We start from the raw sequence: 20,315 nt of genomic DNA, 5'->3' as shown, positions 1-20,315 counted from the left end.
CCGGCGGGTACGGGCACGGGCGGGGCCGGGCGCGGGGCCGCGGGAGCGCCCTCGGGCGGCGGGGCCAGCGCCACCACCCGGTCGGCCGCGGCCAGCAGCGCCGGGCGGTGGGTCACCAGCAGCACCGTGCGTCCGCGGGCCAGCCGCCGCACGGCCGCCGCCACGTCCGCCTCGGTCGCGCCGTCCAGCGCGGCCGTCGGTTCGTCGAGCAGCAGCACCGGGCGGTCGGCGAGGAACGCGCGGGCCAGCGCGATGCGGCGGCGCTGCCCGGCGGACAGACCCTCGCCCGCCTCGCCGAGCAGCCGCCGCGGGTCCAGGTCGTGCGCGGCGGCGTCGCGCAGCGCGGCGGCCACCTCGGCGTCGGTGGCGTCCGGGCGGGCCGGCCGCACGTTGTCGGCGACCGTGCCGGCGAACAGGTGCGCGTGCTGGGGCACCCAGGCGATCTGCCGGTGCCAGCTCGCCGGGTCCAGCCCGGACAGCGGCCTGCCGCCCACCGTGATCTGCCCGGAGTCCGGCCGGACGAAGCCGAGCAGGGCGTGCAGCAGGGTGGTCTTGCCGCTGCCGGACGGGCCGGTGAGCGCCACCGTCTCGCCGGGCGCCAGGGTGAGGGTGGTCGGCGGCAGCGAGTCGGTCTCCCGGCCGGGGTGGCGCACCCTCAGCCCGGTCAGGGTGATGTCCGACGACGCGGCGGCCGGGGCGGGCTCGGTGCCGGCCGGCGGCGCGGCGGTCTCCAGTACCTCGAAGACCTCCTCGGCGGCGGCCAGTCCCTCGGCGGCGGCGTGGTACTGGGCGCCGACCTGGCGCAGCGGCAGGTACGCCTCGGGGGCGAGGATGAGGACGACGAGCGCGGTGTAGAGGTCGAGCTGGCCGTGCACCAGCCGCATCCCGACCCCGACCGCCACCAGTGCCACCGAGATGGTGGCCAGCAGTTCCAGGGCGAACGAGGACAGGAAGGCGATGCGCAGGGTGCGCAGGGTGGTGCGCCGGTAGTCGTCGGTGATGGCCCGGATGTTGTCGGCCTGGACCTTGGCGCGGCCGAAGACCTTGAGAGTGGGCAGCCCGGCGACCACGTCGAGGAAGTGCCCGGCGAGCCGGGAGAGCTGCCGCCACTGGCGGTCCATGTGCGCCTGGGTGGCCCAGCCGATCAGCATCATGAAGACGGGGATCAGCGGCAGCGTGAGCACGATCGTCAGCGCCGAGATCCAGTCGTCGGTGACGATCCTGGCCAGCACCGCGACCGGGACCACCACCGCGAGACCGAGCTGCGGGAGGTAGCGGGCGAAGTAGCCGTCCAGGGCGTCCACGCCGCGGGTGGCCAGCGCGGTGAGCTCGCCGGTGCGCTGCTCGCCCAGCCAGCCCGGCCCCAGCGCGGTGGCGTGCTCCACAAGGCGCGTCCGCAGCTCGGACTTGGCGGCCGCCCCCGCCCGGTGCGCGGCCAGTTCGGTGAGGTAGGCCACCAGGGCGCGGCCCAGCGCGGTCGCCGCGAGCAGCAGCAGCGCCCGGGTCAGGTCGCCGGGGGCCGCGCCGTGCCGGAACGCGCCGACCACCAGTTCGGCGATCAGCATGGCCTGGGCGATGACCAGGCCGGCGCCGGCCAGGCCCAGCACCACGGTCGCGACGAGGAAACCGCGGGTGGCGCGGGCGTAGCCGAGCAGACGCGGGTCGACGGGCTTCATGGTGCCGTTCTCCCGATCGGACGGGGGCGGGGGGTCATGGCGCGGCGGTGCCGGCCGGGGACTGGCCGCCGGCGGGCGGTGCGTCGGGGGTGTGGGCGTCGGCGATGTGCTGGGTGCCGATGCGCTTGCGGAACACCCAGTAGGTCCAGCCCTGGTAGAGCAGCACCACCGGGGTGGCCAGTGCCGCGCACCAGGTCATGATCGTCAGGGTGTAGGGGCTGGACGCGGCGTTCTCGGTGGTCAGGCTCCAGGCCGGGTCCAGCGAGGAGGGCATGACGTCCGGGAACAGAGACAGGAAGTACACCGCGACGGTGGCGGCGATGACCGCCCCGGAGAACGCGAAGGACCAGCCCTCGCGGCCCAGGGAGATCGCCCGCAGGGCCGCGGCGAACAGGACGACGACCGCCGCGGAGGCCAGCAGGCTGGGGGCGTTCCCCGCCTCCGCCTGGGTCCACAGCAGGAAGCCGCCGCCGGCCGCCGCGGTGGCCGCGCCGAGCCGGAGCGCCTGCACCCGCGCCCGGGTGCGGATCTCGCCGACCGTCTTCAGCGCGGCGAACACCGCGCCGTGGAAGGTGAACAGCAGCAGGGTGAAGACGCCGCCGAGCAGCGCGTACGGGTTCAGCAGGTCGAACAGGTTGCCGGCGTACTCCTTGTCGGGGCCGATCGGCACGCCGCGCACCAGGTTGGCGAAGGCCACGCCCCACAGGAACGCGGGCAGCAGGGAGGTCCAGAAGATGGCGTGCTCCCAGTTGCGCTGCCACCGTTCGTCGCTGCGCTTGGCGCGGTACTCGAAGGCCACGCCGCGCACGATCAGGCAGATCAGGATGATCAGCAGCGGCAGGTAGAAGCCGGAGAACAAGGTGGCGTACCACTCGGGGAACGCGGCGAAGGTGGCGCCGCCGGCGGTGAGCAGCCAGACCTCGTTGCCGTCCCAGACCGGGCCGATCGTGTTGATCAGGACCCGGCGCTCCTTGCGGTCGCGGGCGAGCGTGCGGGTGAGCACGCCGATCCCGAAGTCGAAGCCTTCCAGGAAGAAGTAGCCGGTCCACAGGACGGCGATCAGGATGAACCAGACGGTGGTGAGTTCCATCGGAGTTGCTCCTCGGGGCCGTCAGTAGGAGAAGGCCATCGGCCGGTCGGGGTCCTTGTCGTGGCCGCCGATCCTGGTGGGCGGGTTGCGGTCGGCGTCGGTGAGCTCCGGCGGCCCGGCCTTGACGTAGGTGACCAGCAGCTTGACCTCGATGACGGCGAGCAGTGCGTACAGCAGGGTGAAGATCGTCATGGAGGTGATGACCTCGCCCTGCGAGACGCCGGGGGAGACACCGGCCGAGGTGGGCAGCAGGCCGTAGACCACCCACGGCTGGCGGCCCATCTCGGTGAAGATCCAGCCCCAGGAGTTGGCGATCAGCGGGAAGCCCATGGTGAGCAGGGCGCCCTTCCAGTACCAGCGGGTCAGGCCGGGGCCCAGCTCGCGGGCGCGGGTCAGGGCCAGCCGGGGGACCTGCTCCTCGCCGGTGCGCAGGCGCTCGTCGATCCACAGCCGGCGCCGGGTGAGCCACAGGCCGGCGGCGCCGATGGCCAGCGAGGCCATGCCGAAGCCGATCATCCAGCGGAAGCTCCAGTAGGTGACCGGGATGTTGGGCCGGTAGTCGCCGGGGCCGAACTGCTCCTGGAGTGCCTCGTTGGTGTCGTTGATGCCGGGGACCTCGGAGGAGAAGTCGTCGTGCGCGAGGAAGGAGAGGAGGCCGGGGATCTCGATGGCGACCTTGTTGTGACCGGCGTCCACGTCCCCGTAGGCGAACAGGGAGAACGGGGCCGGGCCCTCGGTGTCCCACAGCGCCTCGGCGGCGGCCATCTTCATCGGCTGCTGCTCGTACATGATCTTGCCGAGCCGGTCGCCGCTGACGGCGGTGAGCAGCCCGGCGACCACCATGGTGATCAGGCCCAGGCGCAGCGAGGTGCGCATCACCGGGATGTGCTGCCGGCGGATCAGGTGGTAGGCGGCGATGCCGACCATGAAGGCGCCACCGGTGAGGAACGCGGCGAAGATGGTGTGGAAGAACTGGGCGACGGCCGTGTTCTGGGTCAGGACCAGCAGGAAGTCGGTGAGTTCGGCGCGGCCGGACTCCTCGTTGATGCGGTAGCCGACCGGGTGCTGCATCCAGGAGTTGGCGGCCAGGATGAAGTAGGCGGACAGGACCGTGCCGACCGCGACCATCCAGATGGTGGCCAGGTGGATCTTCTTGGGCAGCTTGTCCCAGCCGAAGATCCACAGTCCGATGAAGGTGGACTCGAAGAAGAAGGCGATCAGGGCCTCGAAGGCCAGCGGGGCGCCGAAGACGTCACCGACGAAGCGGGAGTAGTCGGACCAGTTCATGCCGAACTGGAACTCCTGCAGGATGCCGGTGACGACACCCATGGCGATATTGATCAGGAAAAGCTTTCCCCAGAACTTGGTGGCTCTGAGGTACTTGTCCTTGCCGGTCCTCACCCACGCGGTCTGCAGCCCGGCGACCAGCGCGGCCAGGGAGATCGTCAGGGGGACGAAGAGGAAGTGGTAGACGGTGGTGATGCCGAACTGCCACCGCGCCAGCGTTTCCGGCGCCAGTGCTAGATCCACGGTCGTGCCTCTCCTTCACCGTTCACAGGGCCGCCTTGTTCCAGGGAGGAGACCCCAGCTTGTGAATGTGAATACGTTCACAAGCGATTATCGCTCAGGCGCACCCGGAAAACAGCCGCGGGGTGCGTGAGCATGCTCACGCACCCCGCGGGAGGCACAGCAGGGCCGGGCGGACCCGGACTCCGGGCCCGGGCGGACCGCAGGAGAGGGCCGGCCGGCCCCCTGCCCGGGACTACCGTCCCTTGCGGAACCCGGCGGCCGCCTTCAGGAACAGATCGTTCGCCTCGCGCTCACCGATGGTGACCCGCGCCCCCTCGCCGGGGAACGGGCGGACCACGGCGCCGGCCGCCGAACACGCCGCGGCGAACTCCTCGGTGTCCTCACCCAGCCGCAGCCACACGAAGTTCGCCTCCGTCGGCGGCACCGTCCAGCCCTGCTCCAGCAGCTCCGAGCGGACCCGGGAGCGCTCGGCCACCAGTGCCGCGACCCGCTCCAGCAGCGCCTCCTCGCCGCGCAGCGAGGCGATCGCGGCGTCCTGCGCGATCTGGCTGACCCCGAACGGCACGGCCGTCTTGCGCAGCGCCGCCGCCACCGGCTCGTGCGCCGCCGCGAACCCCACCCGCAGCCCGGCCAGCCCGTAGGCCTTCGAGAACGTGCGCAGCACGCACACATTGGGCCGGTCCCGGTAGATCTCCAGGCCGTCGGGGACCCGCTCGTCGCGGACGAACTCCCGGTACGCCTCGTCCAGCACCACCAGGACGTCGGAGGGCACCCGGTCCAGGAAGCGCTCCAGGGCGGGCCGGGCGATGGCGGTCCCGGTGGGGTTGTTGGGGGTGCAGACGAAGATCAGCCGGGTCCGTCCGGTCACCGCCTCCGCCATCGCGTCCAGGTCGTGCTCCTCGCCCGGAGTCAGCGGGACCTCCACCGGCGTCGCACCGGCGATCCGGGTGATGATCGGATAGGCCTCGAACGACCGCCAGGCGTACATCACCTCGTCGCCGGGCCCCGCGGTGGACTGCACCAGCGACTGGGCGATCCCCACCGAGCCGGTGCCGGTCGCCAGGTGCGTCACCGGCACCGAGAAGCGCTCGGACAGTGCGGTGAGCAGAGCGGAGCACATCATGTCCGGGTAGCGGTTGAAGGAGGCCGCGGCGGCGGTGGCGGCCTCCATCACCCCCGGCAGCGGCGGATAGGGGTTCTCGTTGGAGGAGAGCTTGTACGCCACCGAACCCGGGGCGGCGGGGCGTCCGGGGCGGTAGCTGGGGATGCCCTCCAGCGCCGGGCGCAGCCTCGGTCCCGTGGGCTCCTGGGAAGATGTCGGCCTCATCCTCCACACTTTATGAGGAAAGAGCCGCCAGGCGAATCCCCCGGCCGCACCTCGTGAGCGACCTCATGCCGGACACCGGCCGGAGCGTTCGTCACGCGGACGCGCCGGTGGCGAGCGCCTTGGCGCGCCTCGCTCGAAAGGATGAGCCCGGCAGAGCCGGAAGCGGCCCGCCGAGCCGTCGGCCGGAGCGCCGCCGCGCGCGCGGCCGGGCCGGTGACCAGGCACGGCACCCGCCTCGCGGGCCCCGCCGGCCGTCCGGCGGACGCGCGGGACGCGTCCGCCGGCGGCCCCGGCCGGACGGCGGAGCCGCTCTCCCGCGCCTACCATCGGGTCGCCATGACAGCAGCGAAACATCAGGTGGGCCGGTCGGCCGGACGCCGGCCCGGAGGACGCGCGGGCATCCGCGACGTCGCAGCCGCGGCCGGTGTCTCGATCACGACTGTCTCCGACGCCCTCAACGGCAAGGGCCGCCTGCCCGACGCCACCCGCAGCCACGTGCGCTCCGTCGCAGACCGGCTCGGCTACCGCCCCTCCGCCGCCGCCCGCACGCTGCGCACCGGGAAGTCCGGCCTGCTCGGCCTCACCGTCACCACCTACGGCGAGGAGCCCTTCACCTTCACCGAGTTCGCCTACTTCGCCGAGATGGCCAGGGCCGCCACCTCGGCGGCCCTGGCCCGCGGCTACGCGCTGGTCATCCTTCCGGCCGCCTCCCGGCACCGGGACTTCGACGTGTGGTCCAACGTCGCCCTCGACGGCACCGTGGTCATCGACCCCGCCGACCACGACCCGGTGGTCGCCGAACTCGTCCGGCAGGGCATCCCGGTCGTCTCCGACGGCAGGCCCGGACCCGGGCTGCCCGTCACCGCATGGGTCGACAACGACCACGAGGCCGCCGTCACCGGCCTGCTGGACCACCTCGCGGAGGCGGGAGCCCGCCGCATCGGCCTGCTGACCGGCACCAGCACCGACACCTACACGCGACTGTCCACCACCGCATACCTGCGCTGGTGCGAACGGGCCGGGCAGGAGCCGGTCCGCGAGAGCTACCCGGCCCACGACCCGTGCGCCGGGGCGGTGGCCGCCGACCGGCTGCTGGCCCGCCCCGACCGGCCCGACGCCGTCTACGGGCTGTTCGACCCCAACGGCACCGACCTGCTGGCCGCCGCCCGCCGCTACGGGCTGCGGGTCCCGGAGGACCTGCTCCTGGTGTGCTGCAGCGAGTCCACCGTCTACGCCGGCACCGAACCGCCCGTCACCACGCTCTCGCTCAAGCCGGGCCGCATCGGCACCACCGTCGTCCACCTGCTGATCGACGCCATCGAGGGCGGCCCGGACCCCGGCGGCACGCACCGGCTGATGCCCACCGAACTGATCGTGCGCGCCTCCTCCCGGCGCCGGATCCGCCGGACGACGGTGAACGCGCCGCGCCGTCCGCCCGCTGACGGGCTGTAGTTTCGGGCAGGATGGCGGTGCACGACAGCTTCACCGGACGCCACCGCGCATCCGACGGCCCCGGGTACCTCACACCGGGCCACCGGGATTCCTATGATGGGCCGTGGCACCGGACCCCCGCCGACCTGGCAGGGCCGGCAGGTGAAGGCGGCACAGTGGTGGAGGGGTCGATGACTCAGGGGGCCGGCGAGGGACCCGACGTGTGGCGGCAGGGCGGGAACGCGGGCGGACCCGCCGTCCCTCCGGTGCCCGACGGCTATACCCCCACCCTTCCCGACCTTCCCGTGATCGAGGGCACCGGGCCGCTCTACGTCGCCGGTGACGTGCACGGCTACCTGGACGAACTGCGTGCCGCGCTGCGCGAGGCCGGGCTCACCGACGCCGAGGACCGCTGGGCCGCGGGCAACGCCCGGCTGTGGTTCCTGGGCGACTTCACCGACCGCGGCCCCGACGGCGTCGGGGTCATCGACCTGGTGATGCGGCTGTCCGCCGAGGCCGCCGCGGCCGGCGGCTACTGCAAGGCGCTGCTGGGGAACCACGAACTGCTGCTGCTGGGCGCCAGCCGGTTCGGCGACACGCCGGTGGACTCCGGCGCGGGCACCGCCTCCTTCCAGGCCGCCTGGATGCTCAACGGCGGCCAGCGCACCGACATGGAACGGCTGAGGGACCACCACATCCAGTGGATGGCCAGGCTGGACTCCATGGCGGTGGCCGACGGGTACCTGCTGCTGCATTCCGACACCACCGCCTATCTCGACTACGGCAGCACGGTCGACGACGTCAACGAGGCCATCAAACTGGCGCTCCAGCGCAGCGACGCCGACGAGACCTGGGAACTCTTCAGGAAATTCACCAAGCGCTTCGCGTTCCGCGACGAGGGCGGCCCGAAGGCCGCCCGGGAACTGCTGGCCACCTACGGCGGCCGGCAGATCGTGCACGGCCACAGCCCCATTCCGTATCTCACCGGTGAAGGAGTCGTGGAGGCCGACGCGGACGGCGAGGACGGGACGGGTGCCCCGCGTGTCGACGGACCGCACGTCTACGCCGACTCGCTGGCCATCGCCATGGACGGCGGAGTCACCATGGCCGGAAAGCTGCTGGTGGCGAGGCTTCCGCTGACCGCGTGACGGAATACCGGAAACCTCCCCGTGAGACCCCGGCCCGCCGGAAAGGATCCCGCGCTCTCACCGGCCGGAGAAGGAAAACCGGTCGCAACGGGCGGGAAACGCAGATATATTCCGGCACGTCACTGTGCCGCGGCCGCCGATGCGCTCTACCATCGTTTCTGCCCGTAGCTCTCCCCGCCACACCACATCCCGGCCGCCCGGTCGGCACGCAGGCCCTCGGAGCATCTGGGGACGCAGATGAACAGCGCTGATCACTTGTTGCCGGAGGACCGTACCGAGTTCGAGCGGATCCTCGACAAGGCGCTGCGCACCGCGCGGCACACCGCGGAGCGGGAGAGCGGCGCCCTGCCCGACACCGGGCGGCTGCGTTCCATGGCGATGGAGGCGATCGACGACATCGCCCCGCGCGCCGCCGACGAGTACCGGCGCTTCGTCGAACTGCGCTCCCGGCTGCGCGAGCCCGCGGCACCGGTCTCCGGCCGGTCCGCGTCACCGCGGGGCACCACCGCCGCCGAGGGGACAGACGGCAACGAGGAGCGCACCGGAGCCGGGCTGGCCGCCGTGCTCTCCGTGCTCGCGCCGATCCTCGCCGGGACGGCCGCGGTCGTCTTCCTGGCGTTCGGCTACGGGCTGCGGCTGGCCGGGCCCGAGCCCGCCGTGGCCGCCCCGATGCGCACCGCCGGCTGGGTCTTCGCCGCGCTGGCCGCCGTCGGCCTGCTCATCGGCACCGTCGAACTGCTGGTCACCGCGCTGCGCCACGACGCCACCACCATCCGGGACGGCCGCCCGCACGGCTCCCGGCCGCCCGCCGACGACGTCGCCCGGGCCCACGAGCAGTGGCGGCGCGTCCTGCTGGAGCGGGGCATCAACCCGTTCCTGCGCGACGCCGCGGCCACCCTCCGGGAGGCCGAGCCCACCGGAGCACCGGCGCACCGCCTGCCGGGCGACAGCCGCACCCCGCGGCTGCGCTTCTCCAGCCCTGACTTCAGCAGTCCGAACGAGGGCCGCGGGGAGCGGACCGCCGGCCCCCGGTACGGCAACCCGAAGTACCAGAGCCCTGAGTACAAGAGTCCTGAGTACACGAGCCCCAACGAGGGCCGCGGCGAGCGTGCGCCCGGTCCCCGGTACGGGAACCCGAAGTACGAAAGCCCCGATTTCACCAGCCCCGACGAGGGCCGCGAGCGGACCGCCGGTCCCGGCTACGGCAACCCGGGGTTCAGCAGCCCGAAGTTCACCGACCCGGCCGACGGGCAGGCCGACCGGCCGGACTGACCCGCCCGGAAGCGCAGCACCGGCCCGGGACCGTCCGGCTTCGGCGCGCTCAGCCCGCCAGCAGCCGCTCGATGACGACCGCCACGCCGTCCTCCTCGTTGGAGGCGGTGCGCCGGCCGGTGGCCGCCAGCACCGCCGGGTGGGCGTTGGCCATGGCGTAGGAGGTCCCGGCCCAGCCGAGCATCTCCAGATCGTTGGGCATGTCCCCGAACGCCACGACCTCCTCCGGCCGGATGCCCTGCCGCGCGCACCGCCGCGCCAGCGTGCTGGCCTTGCTGACGCCCCGGCCGCTGATCTCCAGCAGCGCGGTGGGGCTGGAGCGGGTGAACTCCGCGTGCGCGCCCGCCGTGTCCCGCCCCAGCGACAGGAAGTCGTCCGGGCCCAGCTCGCCGTGGTGGGCCAGCAGCTTCACGATCGGGCCCGCCTCGCCGGTCATGCCCGCGTCCAGCAGCTTCTCCACCGGGGCCACCTCGACGGCCGGGTCCATGTGGAGCGGGGGATAGGCCGGGTCGTGGTGGAAGCCCGTGGTGCGCTCCACCGCGAAGCTCACCCCCGGCACCGCGAGCTGCATCCGGCCCACCACGGCCGTGGCGTCCTCCAGTGGCAGCGGGCGCACCTCCACCAGCTCGCTGCCCCGGTGCAGGTCCACCACTGTGGCGCCGTTCCCGCAGATGGCCAGTCCGTGACCGTGCACGTGCTCGCTGACCACGTCCATCCAGCGGGCGGGCCTGCCGGTCACGAAGATGACCTCGATCCCGGCCTCCTCGGCGGCGGCCAGCGCCTCCACGGTCCTGGGGGAAACGGTCTTGTCGTGCCGCAGCAGGGTGCCGTCGAGATCGGTGGCGATCAGCCGAGGACGCGGAGTTCCGGAAGAGGTCACCCCTCCATCATCACGCATATGCGTGCACATGCGTGCGGGGTGCCGCCCGTATGAGCCAACTTCCGGCGGTGGTCTCCCGGAGAGAACCCCGGCGGGTGCACGGGCCGTCTTCGCACTCCGTGACCTGCCGGGGCGGGGGAGGGCCTGCGCTCGTCCACCATGGCTGTCTCTCCCGCGCTCCCCCTGTGGCTGTCCACCGCGATCCCGCCCGTCCGCCGCTGGCCGGAGGGCGGCCGCGAGGTCTGGCAGCGCGCCGAGGGGCTCGGCTTCCATGCCACGTACACCTACAACCACCGGTCGTGGCGGAGCTTCCGGGACGTCCCCTGGTTCGGTGCCCTGCCCACGCTGACCGCCGCGGCCGCCGTCACCGACCGGCTGCGCCTGGGCGCGCTGGTCACCTCAGTCAAGCCTTCTTCGCCCATCGCAGCCTGACCTGCGGAAACGCGGCGAGGGGGCGGGAAAGGCCGAGTGGGCGCTCAGATCGGCTCGACAGCGATCCGTGGGTGGCACAGCCGGCGCAGGTCGTCCGTGTCGCACGTGATGACAGTGACATCGCCGTGCTCCACGTGAGCCGTGGCCGCGAGCATGGCATCGATGGCGTACTTGTGGCCGTGCAGCCCTGCTGCGGCCAGCAGTCCGCTTGCGGCACGTGCGATCTCCTCCGTAACGGGACGCACCTTGGCCAGGGAAACGGCATGGTCGAACGCCGCCTGCGGCACCTTCGGGTCACGCGCCTCCACCAGTGTGGCGGCGCTCGTCACGACAAGAAGGTCCAATCTGCGGGCGACGTCCAGCCATACGGTCATGTCGCGGTGCCGACGGGAGAGCTTGGAGAGCGCCTCGCTGTCGAGAACGAGAGTCCCGCTCATGCGGCGTCCGCTGGAGCGGACTCACTGCGGTGGGCGGCGTGGTGGGCGAGGATGCGCTCGGCCTTGTCCGACACCTCGGCAGGGTCGACAGGGCCGTGCTCCGCTTCAGCGGCGGCGATGTACTCGTCAATGGCCTCGCGCTGAAGCTGCCGCTGTACGGCCTCCTCGATATAGGAGGAGACGCCTTGCTTGCCGGCGCGTGCGCGGATCGCCTCCAGGGTCTCGGCGCGCAGGGAGACGCTGGTGACTCGGGTCTTGCCGGGGCGAGGCGTGTCCATGAGGGAAGTGTAGTACATGCCCTACTAACTCGGCGGTGAACTCCGACAGCGCGGCCTGGAGATCTTCGGCGATGTACTGGTGAACCGCTCTCGACGGGACGGCGGACGGTGGCCACGTCTCACCCGAGCTGGGCGAGTGCCTCCAGGGCGATCTGCTCGAAGACGGCCTCGTCCGCGGCGAAGTCCGAGTCCGGGATCGGCCAGTGGAGGACGATCTCGCTGAATCCGAGTTCCTGGTGCTTGCCGGCGAAGTCGACGAAGGCGTCGAGGGATTCCAGCGGACGGCTGCGCTCCGGGGTGAATCCGGTGAGGAGAATCTTGTGCACGTCGTCCGCGTCGCGACCGACGTTGACGCACGCCTTGCCGAGCTTCTCGACCTGATCGCGCAGCGCCACACGCGACTGCTCGGGTGTACCCGCCGCATTCGTCCTGGGGTCGCCGGTCGTCACCCACGCCTGCCCGTACCGGGCGGCGAGCCGGAGTCCTCGCGGACCGTTGGCGGCGACAGCGAACGGCATCCTGGGACGCTGAACGCAACCGGGAATGTTGCGCGCCTCACGGGCCGAGTAGTAGTCGCCGGCATACGAGACCCCGTTGGTACCGTCCTCGGTCAGCAGGCGGTCGAGCAGAAGCACGAACTCGGCGAACCGATCGGCGCGCTCCTGCGGCGTCCAGGGCTCCCGCCCGAGTGCGGTGGCATCGAAGCCGGTGCCCCCGGCGCCGATACCGAGCGTGACCCGGCCGCCGGAGACGTCGTCCAGCGAGATCAGCTCCTTGGCGAGCGTGACAGGGTGCCGGAAATTGGGCGACGCAACGAGGGTTCCCAGTCGCATGCGCTCGGTGACGGCCGCGGCGGCGGTAAGGGTGGGAACAGCACCGAACCACGGCCCGTCCCGGAAGCTCCGCCAGGAGAGGTGATCGTAGGTGTAGGCGGCGTGGAAGCCCAGCTCCTCCGCCCGCTCCCACGCCGCACGACCGCCATCGTGCCAGCGGCGGTACGGCAGGATCACGGTACTCAGGCGCAAACTCATAGCCCAGAGCCTAGTTGCCGCGTAACCGAAACAGGCGCGCGCCCACTGCCTTCACACGCGCCGACACGCCGATCTGGCCAGGGGCGACCTGGCCAGGTCGCCCGCGAGGGCCCCTCATCGGGTGCCGATGTCTCAGCTGTCCTCGGTGCGGGCGTAGGCGAGGAAAGCGGAAAAGGCGTCGGCCGGTACGAGCAGGGCGGGACCGGTCGGGTTCATTGAGTCCCGGATGCCGGCCCAGGTGCCGAGGGAGGCCACCGACACGCACTCGTTGCCCCCGGCACTGTAGGACGACGTGATCCACCGCGCGGCGGTCAGCGTGGCGGCGGCCGGGCGAGGCTGTGCGGTCATCGGTGGAACTCCTGTCGTGTGCGGTCCAGGAGCTTCCGCGACGCCGGGAGGGGCGCGGCCTGGGAGCGGAGGTACTCGAAACTCAGCTTATGGGCTGCGAGGTCATCGTCCTCATCCAGATACAGGCCACGCCTGCGCATTTCCACGTAGACGACTCCCGGGCCGTCCACGCGGCCCAGGAGCGCGCCTCAGCGGCCCGCGGCGGCCTCCCGGGCCGTGACGAACTCCGCGATCCAGGCGGCGGTCCGCAGCGGGTGGGTGCGCACCATCCAGTGCCGGGCAGGCAGCCGCCGGTACTCCAGGTGCGGTACCCAGCGCCCGATGTCCTCGTACAGCCCCTCGCTCAGGAAGAAGTCCCCGGTGGGGACGATGAGCTGGACCGGGACGTGCGCGAACGCGTCCGTGCGGGGACGGCGCAGCCGGGGCATGTTGTCCCGGTAGAGCCAGGCACCGTGCGCGGCGTCCCGCGGCAGCGACGCCGTCGGGTAGCCGTCGGCGGGCAGCTTCTCCATCCGGCGCAGCAGCGCCGGCCACAGCTTCCTCAGCGGCCCGTGCCAGGCCAGTTCGGGCAGGCGCGGCGTCCGCAGCACGCCGATGTACCAGGAGCGGACGCCCTGGCCGAGCACCTGCGCCAGGCCGCGCGGGCGGGGCCGGGCCAGCCGCTCCCTGATCCACAGCCCGAAGTGGTCGAGGGACGGGCCCGACATGGAGGTGAAGGAGGCGATCCGCCCCCTGGTCCGGTCCGAGGTGGCCAGCTCCCAGCCCTGCACCGATCCCCAGTCGTGCCCGACGACGTGCACCGGTGCGTCGGGGCTCACCGCGTCGGCGACGGCCAGGAAGTCGCCGGTGAGCCTGTCCAGGGTGAAGCCGCCGCGCAGTACCGGCGGCGGGGTGGACCGGCCGCAGCCCCGGGTGTCGCAGCACACCACGTGGAAGCGGCCGGCCAGGGCCGCCGCCACCTCGTTCCACACCTCCTTGCTGTCCGGGTAGCCGTGCAGCAGCAGCACGGTGGGGCGGGACCGGTCGCCGTACTCCGTCACACACAGGTCGACGCCCTCGCCCGGCTCGCCGGAGCGCACCACGCGCTCGCGTCCGGGGCCGTCCGCGGCCTTGGCCATGCCGTCCTCCACTCCGGGCTACCGGCCGGTAGCCCCAGGGTCCGATCCTGCCCTCCTTCCGGCTCCCGTCAAGGCCCCACGCCCCGTAACCTCGGGGTCCGCCCCCGGGACGTCCGCGACCCCGGCAGGAGACCACCTAGGGGAGGGCGCGACCGGAGGATGACGGCCTGCGGTACCCCAGGGGGACGACCCCGGCCACCCGTTCCCACTAGCGTTGCTCTCCGTGAGCGTCATTCAGACCGAGAAACTCAGCAAGCGGTACCCGAGGGTCACCGCGCTCGACCGGCTGACCGTGGACATCGGACCGGGAGTGACCGGTCTGGTGGGGGCCAACGGAGCCGGCAAGTCCACCCTGATCAAGATTCTGCTGGGGCTCGCCCCGGCCAGCGAGGGCACCGCCTCGGTGCTCGGCAAGGACAGTGCCCGCGAGGGCGCGGCCATCCGCGAGCAGGTCGGCTACATGCCCGAGCACGACTGCCTGCCGCCGGACGTCTCGGCCACCGAGTTCGTCGTCCACATGGCCCGCATGTCGGGGCTGCCGCGCACCGCCGCCCGCGAGCGCACCGCCGACACCCTGCGCCACGTCGGCCTGTACGAGGAGCGCTACCGTCCCATGGGCGGCTACTCGACCGGCATGAAGCAGCGCGTCAAGCTCGCCCAGGCCCTGGTCCACGACCCCAGCCTGGTCCTGCTGGACGAGCCCACCAACGGCCTGGACCCGGCCGGCCGCGACGACATGCTCGGCCTGATCCGCCGCATCCACACCGACTTCGGCATCTCGGTCCTGGTGACCTCCCACCTGCTGGGCGAACTGGAGCGCACCAGCGACCACATCGTCGTCATCGACGGCGGGCGGCTGCTGCGCTCCGAGGCCATCGCGAGCTTCACCGGCACCACCACCTCGCTCGCCGTCGAGGTCACCGACAGCGACGCGCACCCGGACGGGGCGCACGCGGTGCGCGCCGCCCTCACCGAGGCCGGGCTGTCCGTCGAACAGCCCGGCCGCGTCCTGCTCGTCGAGGTCACCGGCGACGACACGTACGACACCGTCCGCGACACCATCGCCGGCCTCGGCCTCGGCCTGGTCCGCATGGAACAGCGCAGGCACCGCATCGCGGAGGTCTTCGAAGGAGGCAGCGCCCATGCGGCCTGACACGACAGGGGCACCGGGCGGCGGCGGGACCGACGCCCGCATCCACAACATCGGCTACCGGCACTACGACGGCCCGCGGCTGGGCCGCTCCTATGCCCGGCGCTCGCTGCTGGTCCACTCCCTGCGCGGCGCCTACGGCCTGGGCCGGTCGGCGAAGTCCAAGGTCCTGCCGTTCGCCCTGTTCGCGGTGATGTGCCTGCCCGCGATCGTCATGGTCGCGGTCGCCGTCACCATCGACCTCGACGAACTGCCCTTCGAGTACAGCCGGTACGCGCTGTTCATGCAGCCCGTCATCGGCCTCTACCTCGCCCTGGCGGCCCCGCAGCTGGTCTCCCTCGATCTGCGCTTCCACACGGTGCCGCTGTACTTCTCCCGGCCGGTCGCGCACCGGGACTACGTGCTCGCCAAGCTGGGCGCGCTGGCCGCCGCGCTGTTCGTCTTCACCGGCTTCCCGCTGCTGCTGATGTACGCGGGCGGACTGCTGGCCGAACTCGGCTTCGCCGACCAGACCCGCGGGCTGGCCGAAGGGCTCGCCGCCGCGGCGGTCTTCTCGCTGCTGCACGCCTCCCTCGCGCTGCTCATCGCCTCCCTCACCCCGCGCCGCGGCTTCGGCGTGGCCGCCATCATCGCCGCGCTGACGGTGCCCTACTTCGCCGTCACCACCGTGCAGTTCATCGCCGCCGAGCAGGGCAGCCCGGAGGCGGTGGCCTGGCTCGGACTGGCCTCGCCCGGCTCCCTGATCGACGGCTTCCAGTCCAAGTTCCTCGGCGGGACCAGCGACTTCCCCGACGGCCTGGTGCCCGGCGACGCCGCGGGCGCCGCCTACATCGCGGTCATCATCGGTCTCGTCGCGGTGAGTTACCTGCTGCTGATGCGCCGCTACCGGAAGGCCGGACTGTGAGCACCGGACCCGAAGCGACCCTGGAGACCGCCCCGTGAGCACCATTCGCATCGAGAACACCTCCCGCTGGTTCGGGAACGTCGTCGCCGTCAACGACATCACCATGGACATCGGCCCGGGCGTCACCGGCCTGCTGGGCCCCAACGGCGCCGGCAAGTCCACCCTCATCCACATGATGGGCGGTTTCCTGGGCCCCTCGGCCGGCTCCGTCACCCTGGACGGCGAGCGGATCTGGCGCAATGAGGCGGCCTACCGCACGATCGGCCTGGTGCCCGAGCGCGAGGGCATGTACGACTTCCTGACCGGCGGGGAGTTCGTGCTGGCCAACGCCGAGCTGCACGGTCTGCCGGACCCGGGTGCCGCCGCCGGGCGCGCCCTGGCCGTCGTCGACATGGAGTTCGCCGCCGACCGGCGGGTCTCCACCTACAGCAAGGGCATGCGGCAGCGCGTCAAGATGGCCTCCGCCCTGGTGCACGACCCGTCGGTGCTGCTGCTGGACGAGCCGTTCAACGGCATGGACCCCCGCCAGCGCATGCAGCTCATGGAGGTCCTGCGGCAGATGGGCCGCGACGGCCGCACCGTGCTGTTCTCCTCGCACATCCTGGAGGAGGTCGAGCAGCTCGCCTCGCACATCGAGGTGGTCGTCGCCGGACGTCACGCCGCCTCCGGCGACTTCCGGCGGATCCGCCGCCTGATGACCGACCGGCCGCACCACTACCTGGTGCGTTCCAGCGATGACCGGGCGCTGGCCGCGGCGCTCATCGCCGATCCGTCCACCTCCGCGGTCGAGATCGACCGGGCCGAGGGGGCGCTGCGTGTCCAGGCCACCGACTTCCTCCGGTTCGCCCGGGAGCTGCCGCGCCTGGCCCGTGACCGCGACATCCGCCTGCTGGCGGTCTCGCCCTCCGACGAGTCCCTGGAGAGCGTCTTCTCCTACCTGGTCAGCGCGTAAGGAGCGTCAAGGATGTACAACCACACGGTGGCCCGGCTCACCTTCCGGGCCCTGCTCGGCCGCCGCCGGGCGCTGATCCTCCTCGTGCTGCCCGTCCTGCTGCTGCTGATCGCCGCGGTGGTCCGCAGCCAGACCGGGGCCGACGACCGCGCCGCCGTCGAGATCCTCGGCGGATTCGCCCTGGCCGCCATGGTGCCGCTGATCGGCGTGATCGCCGGCACCGGCGCGATCGGGCCGGAGATCGACGACGGCTCGGTGGTCTACCTGCTGGCCAAGCCGCTGAAGCGGCACACCATCATCCTCACCAAGCTGTGGGTGGCGATCGGCGTCACGCTGGTCTTCACCACCGTTCCGGTGCTGCTCGCCGGCCTGATCCTCAACGGCAACAGCCAGCAGATCGCCCTCGCCTACACGGTCGCGGCGGCCGTCGCCTCCGTCGCCTACAGCGCGGTGTTCCTGCTGCTGGGCACGGTCTCCCGGAACGCCGTGGTGTTCGGCCTGATCTACGCCCTGATCTGGGAGGCCCTGTTCGGCAGCCTGGTGCCCGGGGCGCGCACGCTCAGCGTGCAGCAGTGGGCGCTGGCGGTCGGCGAACGCGTCGCGGCCGCGGGCTCCGGCGTCGCCTCGGACGTGGCCCTGCCCACGGCGATCGTCCTGCTGGTGGCCGCCACGGCGGGGGCCGGCTGGTACGCGACGCAGCGGCTGCGGAGCCTCACCCTGGCCGGCGAGGAGTAGCCCGCCGCCGGCCCCCGCACGCCGACGGCGGGCCCGCACCCGGATCACGTCCGGGTGCGGGCCCGCCGGCCGTGCGTCAGGCGAGCAGGCGTTCGAGGACCTTGGCGATGCCGTCGGCGTCGTTCCCGGCCGTGACCTCGTCCGCCACCGCCAGCAGATCGGGGTGGGCGCCGGCCATCGCGACGCCGTGGGCCGCCCAGGCGAACATCGGGATGTCATTGGGCATGTCGCCGAAGGCGATCGCCTCCGGGCCCCGCACCCCGAGCCGGCGCCCGGCCAGCGACAGGCCCGTCGCCTTCGTCAGGCCCAGCGGCAGCAGTTCGACGGTGCCCGGCCCGGCCATCACCACTCCGACCGCCGCCCCGACCAGGTCGTGGGCGGCGCGGGTGAGATCGTCGTCGGACAGCGAGGGGTGGCGCAGATAGAGCTTGTTGACCGGCTCCGACCACAGCTCCCCCCGGTCGGTGCAGGCCCGTACCGTCAGCGGCCCCTTCGTGGTGGTGTCGAACCCGGCGGGGTCGACCAGCACCTCGCCGTCCAGGCCGTCCCGGCTCGCCGCGATCCACAGCGGCCCCAGCTCGTGCTCCAGCCGCGCGACGGACCGCTGGGCGGTGGTCCTGTCCAGTGTGATCGAGGTGAGCATGCGGTGTTCGCCCGCGTCGTAGATCTGGGCGCCCTGGCCGCACACGGCCAGTCCGGTGTATCCGAGGTCGTCCAGGACGTGGCGGGTCCACGGGACGGACCGGCCGGTCACCACCAGGTGGGCGGCACCGGCCGCCTGGGCGGCGGTCAGGGCCGCGCGGGTGCGCGCGGAGACGGTGCCGTCGCTGCGGATCAGGGTGCCGTCCAGATCGGTGGCCACCAGCCGGTACGGAAAGCCGGACGCGGTCCGGGCGGCCGGTTTCCCGGCCGCCGTCACGCGCCCACCGGTTCCAGCAGCTCCCGTCCGCCCAGGTACGGCCGCAGCATCTCCGGTACCCGCACCGAACCGTCGGCCAGCTGGTGGTTCTCCAGCAGCGCGACGATGGTGCGCGGCACCGCGCAGAGCGTGCCGTTCAAGGTGGCAAGCGGGCGCACGTGCTTGCCGTCGCGCATCCGGATCTGCAGCCGCCGGGCCTGGAACTCGTTGCAGTTGGAGGCCGACGTCAGCTCGCGGTACTTGCCCTGGGTGGGGATCCACGCCTCGCAGTCGAACTTGCGGGAGGCCGAGGCGCCCAGGTCACCGGTGGCGACGTCGATCACCCGGAAGGGCAGCTCCAGGCCGGTCAGCCACTGCTTCTCCCACTCCAGCAGCCGCAGGTGCTCGGCCTCCGACTCCTCGGGGTCGACGTAACAGAACATCTCCACCTTGTCGAACTGGTGGACGCGGAAGATGCCGCGGGTGTCCTTGCCGTACGAGCCGGCCTCGCGGCGGAAGCACGGCGAGAAGCCGGCGTACCGCAGCGGCAGCGCCGAGGCGTCCAGGATCTCGTCCATGTGGTAGCCGGCCAGCGGCACCTCGGAGGTCCCGACCAGGTAGTAGTCGTCCTTCTCCAGGTGGTAGACGTTCTCCGCGGCCTGGCCGAGGAAGCCGGTGCCCTCCATGGCGCGCGGCTTGACCAGCGCGGGCGTCAGCATCGGCACGAACCCGGCCTCGGTGGCCTGCGCGATCGCCGCGTTGACCAGAGCGAGCTCCAGCAGCGCGCCGATGCCCGTCAGGTAGTAGAAGCGGGAGCCGGAGACCTTCGCGCCGCGCTCGGTGTCGATGGCGCCGAGGGCCTGCCCGAGCTCCAGGTGGTCCTTGGGGGTGAAGCCCTCCCGGCCGAAGTCCCGGGGGGTGCCGAGGGTCTCCCGGACGGTGAAGTCCTCCTCGCCGCCCACGGGGACCTCGGGATGCACCAGGTTGCCGAGCCGGAGCAGCAGCCGCTGGGTCTCCTCGGCGGCTTCGTCCTTCGCGGCGTCGGCCTCCTTGACGGCCGCCGACAGCTCGCCGGCCTTCCGCAGCAGCTCCGCTTTCTCCTCCCCCTGGGCGCGGGGGACGAGTTTTCCGAGCTGCTTCTGCTCGGAACGCAGTTCGTCGAAGCGGACGCCGGCGGACCGGCGTCGCTCGTCGGCGGACAGGAGTGCGTCGACGACGGCGACATCCTCTCCACGGGCGCGCTGGGAGGCGCGCACTCGGTCCGGGTCCTCACGAAGCAGGCGAAGGTCAATCACCCCCCCAGGCTACCGGTAGGTTCCCGGGCGGCCGCCGATAAAGCGGGGAGCGGCATTTCGCCTGTTTTGTCCATCTCGCGGCCGGGTGGGAAATCCACAGGTCAGGAGTGGTCCCGAGAGGTTATCCACAGGCTGTCGATTCGGGCTGTGGAAAACCCTGCGGGCGGAAAAGAGGGGCGGCGGTGCCGGCGCAGAATTCCCCTCTCGGCGTCGGTTCACACTCCCTTTCGGAGGAAATTGACTCACTCTCAGGGATGGTGAAGGGGAAACAGGGTGACGTGGGTGCTTCCGTCGCCCTGCGGGCGACTGGATGCGTATGCCCGACAATGTCGTGAATGCCCGAAAAGCTCTGTCGACTTATACACAGCCACTCCGGGTGCCCT

General features: G+C 72.2%; 19 protein-coding genes and 2 pseudogenes. 8 read left to right on the top strand and 13 right to left on the bottom strand.

Annotation, left to right across the window (positions count from 1 at the left end; all coding sequences use genetic code 11):
- The 4 genes from cydD to hisC form a co-directional block, all read right to left on the bottom strand.
- Positions 1-1,676 (bottom strand): thiol reductant ABC exporter subunit CydD (gene cydD, locus ABD299_RS20445; protein WP_344264662.1); only part of this gene is annotated, 1,676 nt, incomplete at its 3' end.
- A gap of 34 nt (positions 1,677-1,710) precedes the next feature.
- A complete protein-coding gene (gene cydB / locus ABD299_RS20440; protein WP_344264659.1) occupies positions 1,711-2,766 on the bottom strand; it encodes a cytochrome d ubiquinol oxidase subunit II in 1,056 nt (351 codons plus the stop codon).
- A gap of 21 nt (positions 2,767-2,787) precedes the next feature.
- Positions 2,788-4,296, bottom strand: a complete 1,509-nt coding sequence (locus ABD299_RS20435; protein WP_344264656.1) for a cytochrome ubiquinol oxidase subunit I — start codon at positions 4,294-4,296, stop codon at positions 2,788-2,790.
- A gap of 232 nt (positions 4,297-4,528) precedes the next feature.
- Positions 4,529-5,623 (bottom strand): histidinol-phosphate transaminase, encoded by a 1,095-nt coding sequence (hisC, locus tag ABD299_RS20430; protein ID WP_344264654.1) that lies wholly within the window; start codon positions 5,621-5,623, stop codon positions 4,529-4,531.
- 336 nt (positions 5,624-5,959) lie between these two features.
- Between hisC and ABD299_RS20425 the strand changes: the two genes are divergently transcribed.
- From ABD299_RS20425 to ABD299_RS20415, 3 genes are all read left to right on the top strand, one after another.
- Complete coding sequence (locus ABD299_RS20425) at positions 5,960-7,075, top strand: LacI family DNA-binding transcriptional regulator (protein WP_344264651.1); 1,116 nt, start codon at positions 5,960-5,962, stop codon at positions 7,073-7,075.
- Between the two features lie 170 nt (positions 7,076-7,245).
- Positions 7,246-8,202: a metallophosphoesterase gene (locus tag ABD299_RS20420; protein ID WP_425581380.1), complete on the top strand. Its 957-nt coding sequence runs from the start codon at positions 7,246-7,248 to the stop codon at positions 8,200-8,202.
- Positions 8,203-8,439: 237 nt separating this feature from the next.
- Complete coding sequence (locus ABD299_RS20415; protein WP_344264648.1) at positions 8,440-9,474, top strand: DUF4395 domain-containing protein; 1,035 nt, start codon at positions 8,440-8,442, stop codon at positions 9,472-9,474.
- A gap of 49 nt (positions 9,475-9,523) precedes the next feature.
- Here the strand turns inward: ABD299_RS20415 and ABD299_RS20410 are convergent, their stop codons facing one another.
- The gene (locus ABD299_RS20410) at positions 9,524-10,372 is read right to left on the bottom strand and encodes an HAD family hydrolase (protein WP_344264646.1); all 849 of its coding nucleotides are present in this window, start codon (positions 10,370-10,372) and stop codon (positions 9,524-9,526) included.
- 141 nt (positions 10,373-10,513) lie between these two features.
- On the opposite strand from ABD299_RS20410, the pseudogene ABD299_RS20405 reads away from it, so the two are divergent.
- Positions 10,514-10,777: pseudogene (locus ABD299_RS20405) on the top strand (LLM class flavin-dependent oxidoreductase); the annotation flags it as partial.
- A 53-nt stretch (positions 10,778-10,830) separates the two neighbouring features.
- On the opposite strand, the gene ABD299_RS20400 reads toward ABD299_RS20405, so the two are convergent.
- From ABD299_RS20400 to ABD299_RS20375, 6 genes and pseudogenes are all read right to left on the bottom strand, one after another.
- A complete protein-coding gene (locus tag ABD299_RS20400) occupies positions 10,831-11,223 on the bottom strand; it encodes a type II toxin-antitoxin system VapC family toxin (protein WP_344264643.1) in 393 nt (130 codons plus the stop codon).
- Positions 11,220-11,501, bottom strand: a complete 282-nt coding sequence (locus ABD299_RS20395; protein WP_344264640.1) for a hypothetical protein — start codon at positions 11,499-11,501, stop codon at positions 11,220-11,222. The genes ABD299_RS20400 and ABD299_RS20395 overlap by 4 nt, the downstream gene beginning before the upstream one ends.
- A gap of 119 nt (positions 11,502-11,620) precedes the next feature.
- Entirely contained in the window at positions 11,621-12,532 is a 912-nt protein-coding gene (locus ABD299_RS20390; protein ID WP_344264637.1) for an LLM class flavin-dependent oxidoreductase, read from the bottom strand.
- A 132-nt stretch (positions 12,533-12,664) separates the two neighbouring features.
- The gene (locus ABD299_RS20385; protein ID WP_344264634.1) at positions 12,665-12,880 is read right to left on the bottom strand and encodes a DUF397 domain-containing protein; all 216 of its coding nucleotides are present in this window, start codon (positions 12,878-12,880) and stop codon (positions 12,665-12,667) included.
- The gene (locus tag ABD299_RS20380) at positions 12,877-13,050 is read right to left on the bottom strand and encodes a Scr1 family TA system antitoxin-like transcriptional regulator (RefSeq protein WP_344264631.1); all 174 of its coding nucleotides are present in this window, start codon (positions 13,048-13,050) and stop codon (positions 12,877-12,879) included. The genes ABD299_RS20385 and ABD299_RS20380 overlap by 4 nt, the downstream gene beginning before the upstream one ends.
- Positions 13,051-13,077: 27 nt before the next feature.
- Positions 13,078-13,998 (bottom strand): annotated as a pseudogene (locus tag ABD299_RS20375) (alpha/beta fold hydrolase); the annotation flags it as partial.
- Positions 13,999-14,221: 223 nt separating this feature from the next.
- Between ABD299_RS20375 and ABD299_RS20370 the strand changes: the two are divergent.
- From ABD299_RS20370 to ABD299_RS20355, 4 genes are read left to right on the top strand one after another with little or no spacing between them, the layout of a single operon-like run.
- Positions 14,222-15,151: an ABC transporter ATP-binding protein gene (locus ABD299_RS20370; protein WP_344264629.1), complete on the top strand. Its 930-nt coding sequence runs from the start codon at positions 14,222-14,224 to the stop codon at positions 15,149-15,151.
- Entirely contained in the window at positions 15,141-16,052 is a 912-nt protein-coding gene (locus ABD299_RS20365) for an ABC transporter permease (protein ID WP_344264626.1), read from the top strand. The genes ABD299_RS20370 and ABD299_RS20365 overlap by 11 nt, the downstream gene beginning before the upstream one ends.
- A gap of 34 nt (positions 16,053-16,086) precedes the next feature.
- A complete protein-coding gene (locus ABD299_RS20360) occupies positions 16,087-17,004 on the top strand; it encodes an ABC transporter ATP-binding protein (protein ID WP_344264623.1) in 918 nt (305 codons plus the stop codon).
- A gap of 12 nt (positions 17,005-17,016) precedes the next feature.
- Entirely contained in the window at positions 17,017-17,739 is a 723-nt protein-coding gene (locus ABD299_RS20355; protein ID WP_344264620.1) for an ABC transporter permease subunit, read from the top strand.
- 76 nt (positions 17,740-17,815) lie between these two features.
- On the opposite strand, the gene ABD299_RS20350 is transcribed toward ABD299_RS20355, so the two are convergent.
- Positions 17,816-18,658 carry an HAD family hydrolase gene (locus tag ABD299_RS20350; protein ID WP_344264617.1) on the bottom strand — a complete coding sequence of 281 codons (843 nt, stop codon included), beginning with the start codon at positions 18,656-18,658 and terminating at the stop codon, positions 17,816-17,818.
- Positions 18,655-19,932 (bottom strand): serine--tRNA ligase, encoded by a 1,278-nt coding sequence (gene serS / locus ABD299_RS20345; RefSeq protein WP_344264614.1) that lies wholly within the window; start codon positions 19,930-19,932, stop codon positions 18,655-18,657. Before serS ends, ABD299_RS20350 begins: the two co-directional genes overlap by 4 nt.
- Positions 19,933-20,315 lie beyond the last annotated feature (383 nt).

Source organism: Streptomyces sodiiphilus, assembly GCF_039529215.1.
GTDB classification, from domain to species: domain Bacteria; phylum Actinomycetota; class Actinomycetes; order Streptomycetales; family Streptomycetaceae; genus Streptomyces; species Streptomyces sodiiphilus.
The sequence above is the reverse complement of the archived record's forward strand: the minus strand, read 5'-3'. Positions and strand labels throughout refer to the sequence as shown.

Bases quoted from the DNA above. Each gene is read 5' to 3' on its own strand.
- ABD299_RS20410 (WP_344264646.1), bottom strand. From the start codon at position 10,372: ATGCGTGATGATGGAGGGGTGACCTCTTCCGGAACTCCGCGTCCTCGG.
- ABD299_RS20415 (WP_344264648.1), top strand. From the start codon at position 8,440: ATGAACAGCGCTGATCACTTGTTGCCGGAGGACCGTACCGAGTTCGAG.
- ABD299_RS20395 (WP_344264640.1), bottom strand. From the start codon at position 11,501: ATGGACACGCCTCGCCCCGGCAAGACCCGAGTCACCAGCGTCTCCCTG.
- ABD299_RS20420 (WP_425581380.1), top strand. From the start codon at position 7,246: ATGACTCAGGGGGCCGGCGAGGGACCCGACGTGTGGCGGCAGGGCGGG.
- cydB (WP_344264659.1), bottom strand. From the start codon at position 2,766: ATGGAACTCACCACCGTCTGGTTCATCCTGATCGCCGTCCTGTGGACC.
- ABD299_RS20355 (WP_344264620.1), top strand. From the start codon at position 17,017: ATGTACAACCACACGGTGGCCCGGCTCACCTTCCGGGCCCTGCTCGGC.
- ABD299_RS20365 (WP_344264626.1), top strand. From the start codon at position 15,141: ATGCGGCCTGACACGACAGGGGCACCGGGCGGCGGCGGGACCGACGCC.
- ABD299_RS20425 (WP_344264651.1), top strand. From the start codon at position 5,960: ATGACAGCAGCGAAACATCAGGTGGGCCGGTCGGCCGGACGCCGGCCC.
- ABD299_RS20400 (WP_344264643.1), bottom strand. From the start codon at position 11,223: ATGAGCGGGACTCTCGTTCTCGACAGCGAGGCGCTCTCCAAGCTCTCC.
- ABD299_RS20390 (WP_344264637.1), bottom strand. From the start codon at position 12,532: ATGAGTTTGCGCCTGAGTACCGTGATCCTGCCGTACCGCCGCTGGCAC.
- hisC (WP_344264654.1), bottom strand. From the start codon at position 5,623: ATGAGGCCGACATCTTCCCAGGAGCCCACGGGACCGAGGCTGCGCCCG.
- ABD299_RS20385 (WP_344264634.1), bottom strand. From the start codon at position 12,880: ATGACCGCACAGCCTCGCCCGGCCGCCGCCACGCTGACCGCCGCGCGG.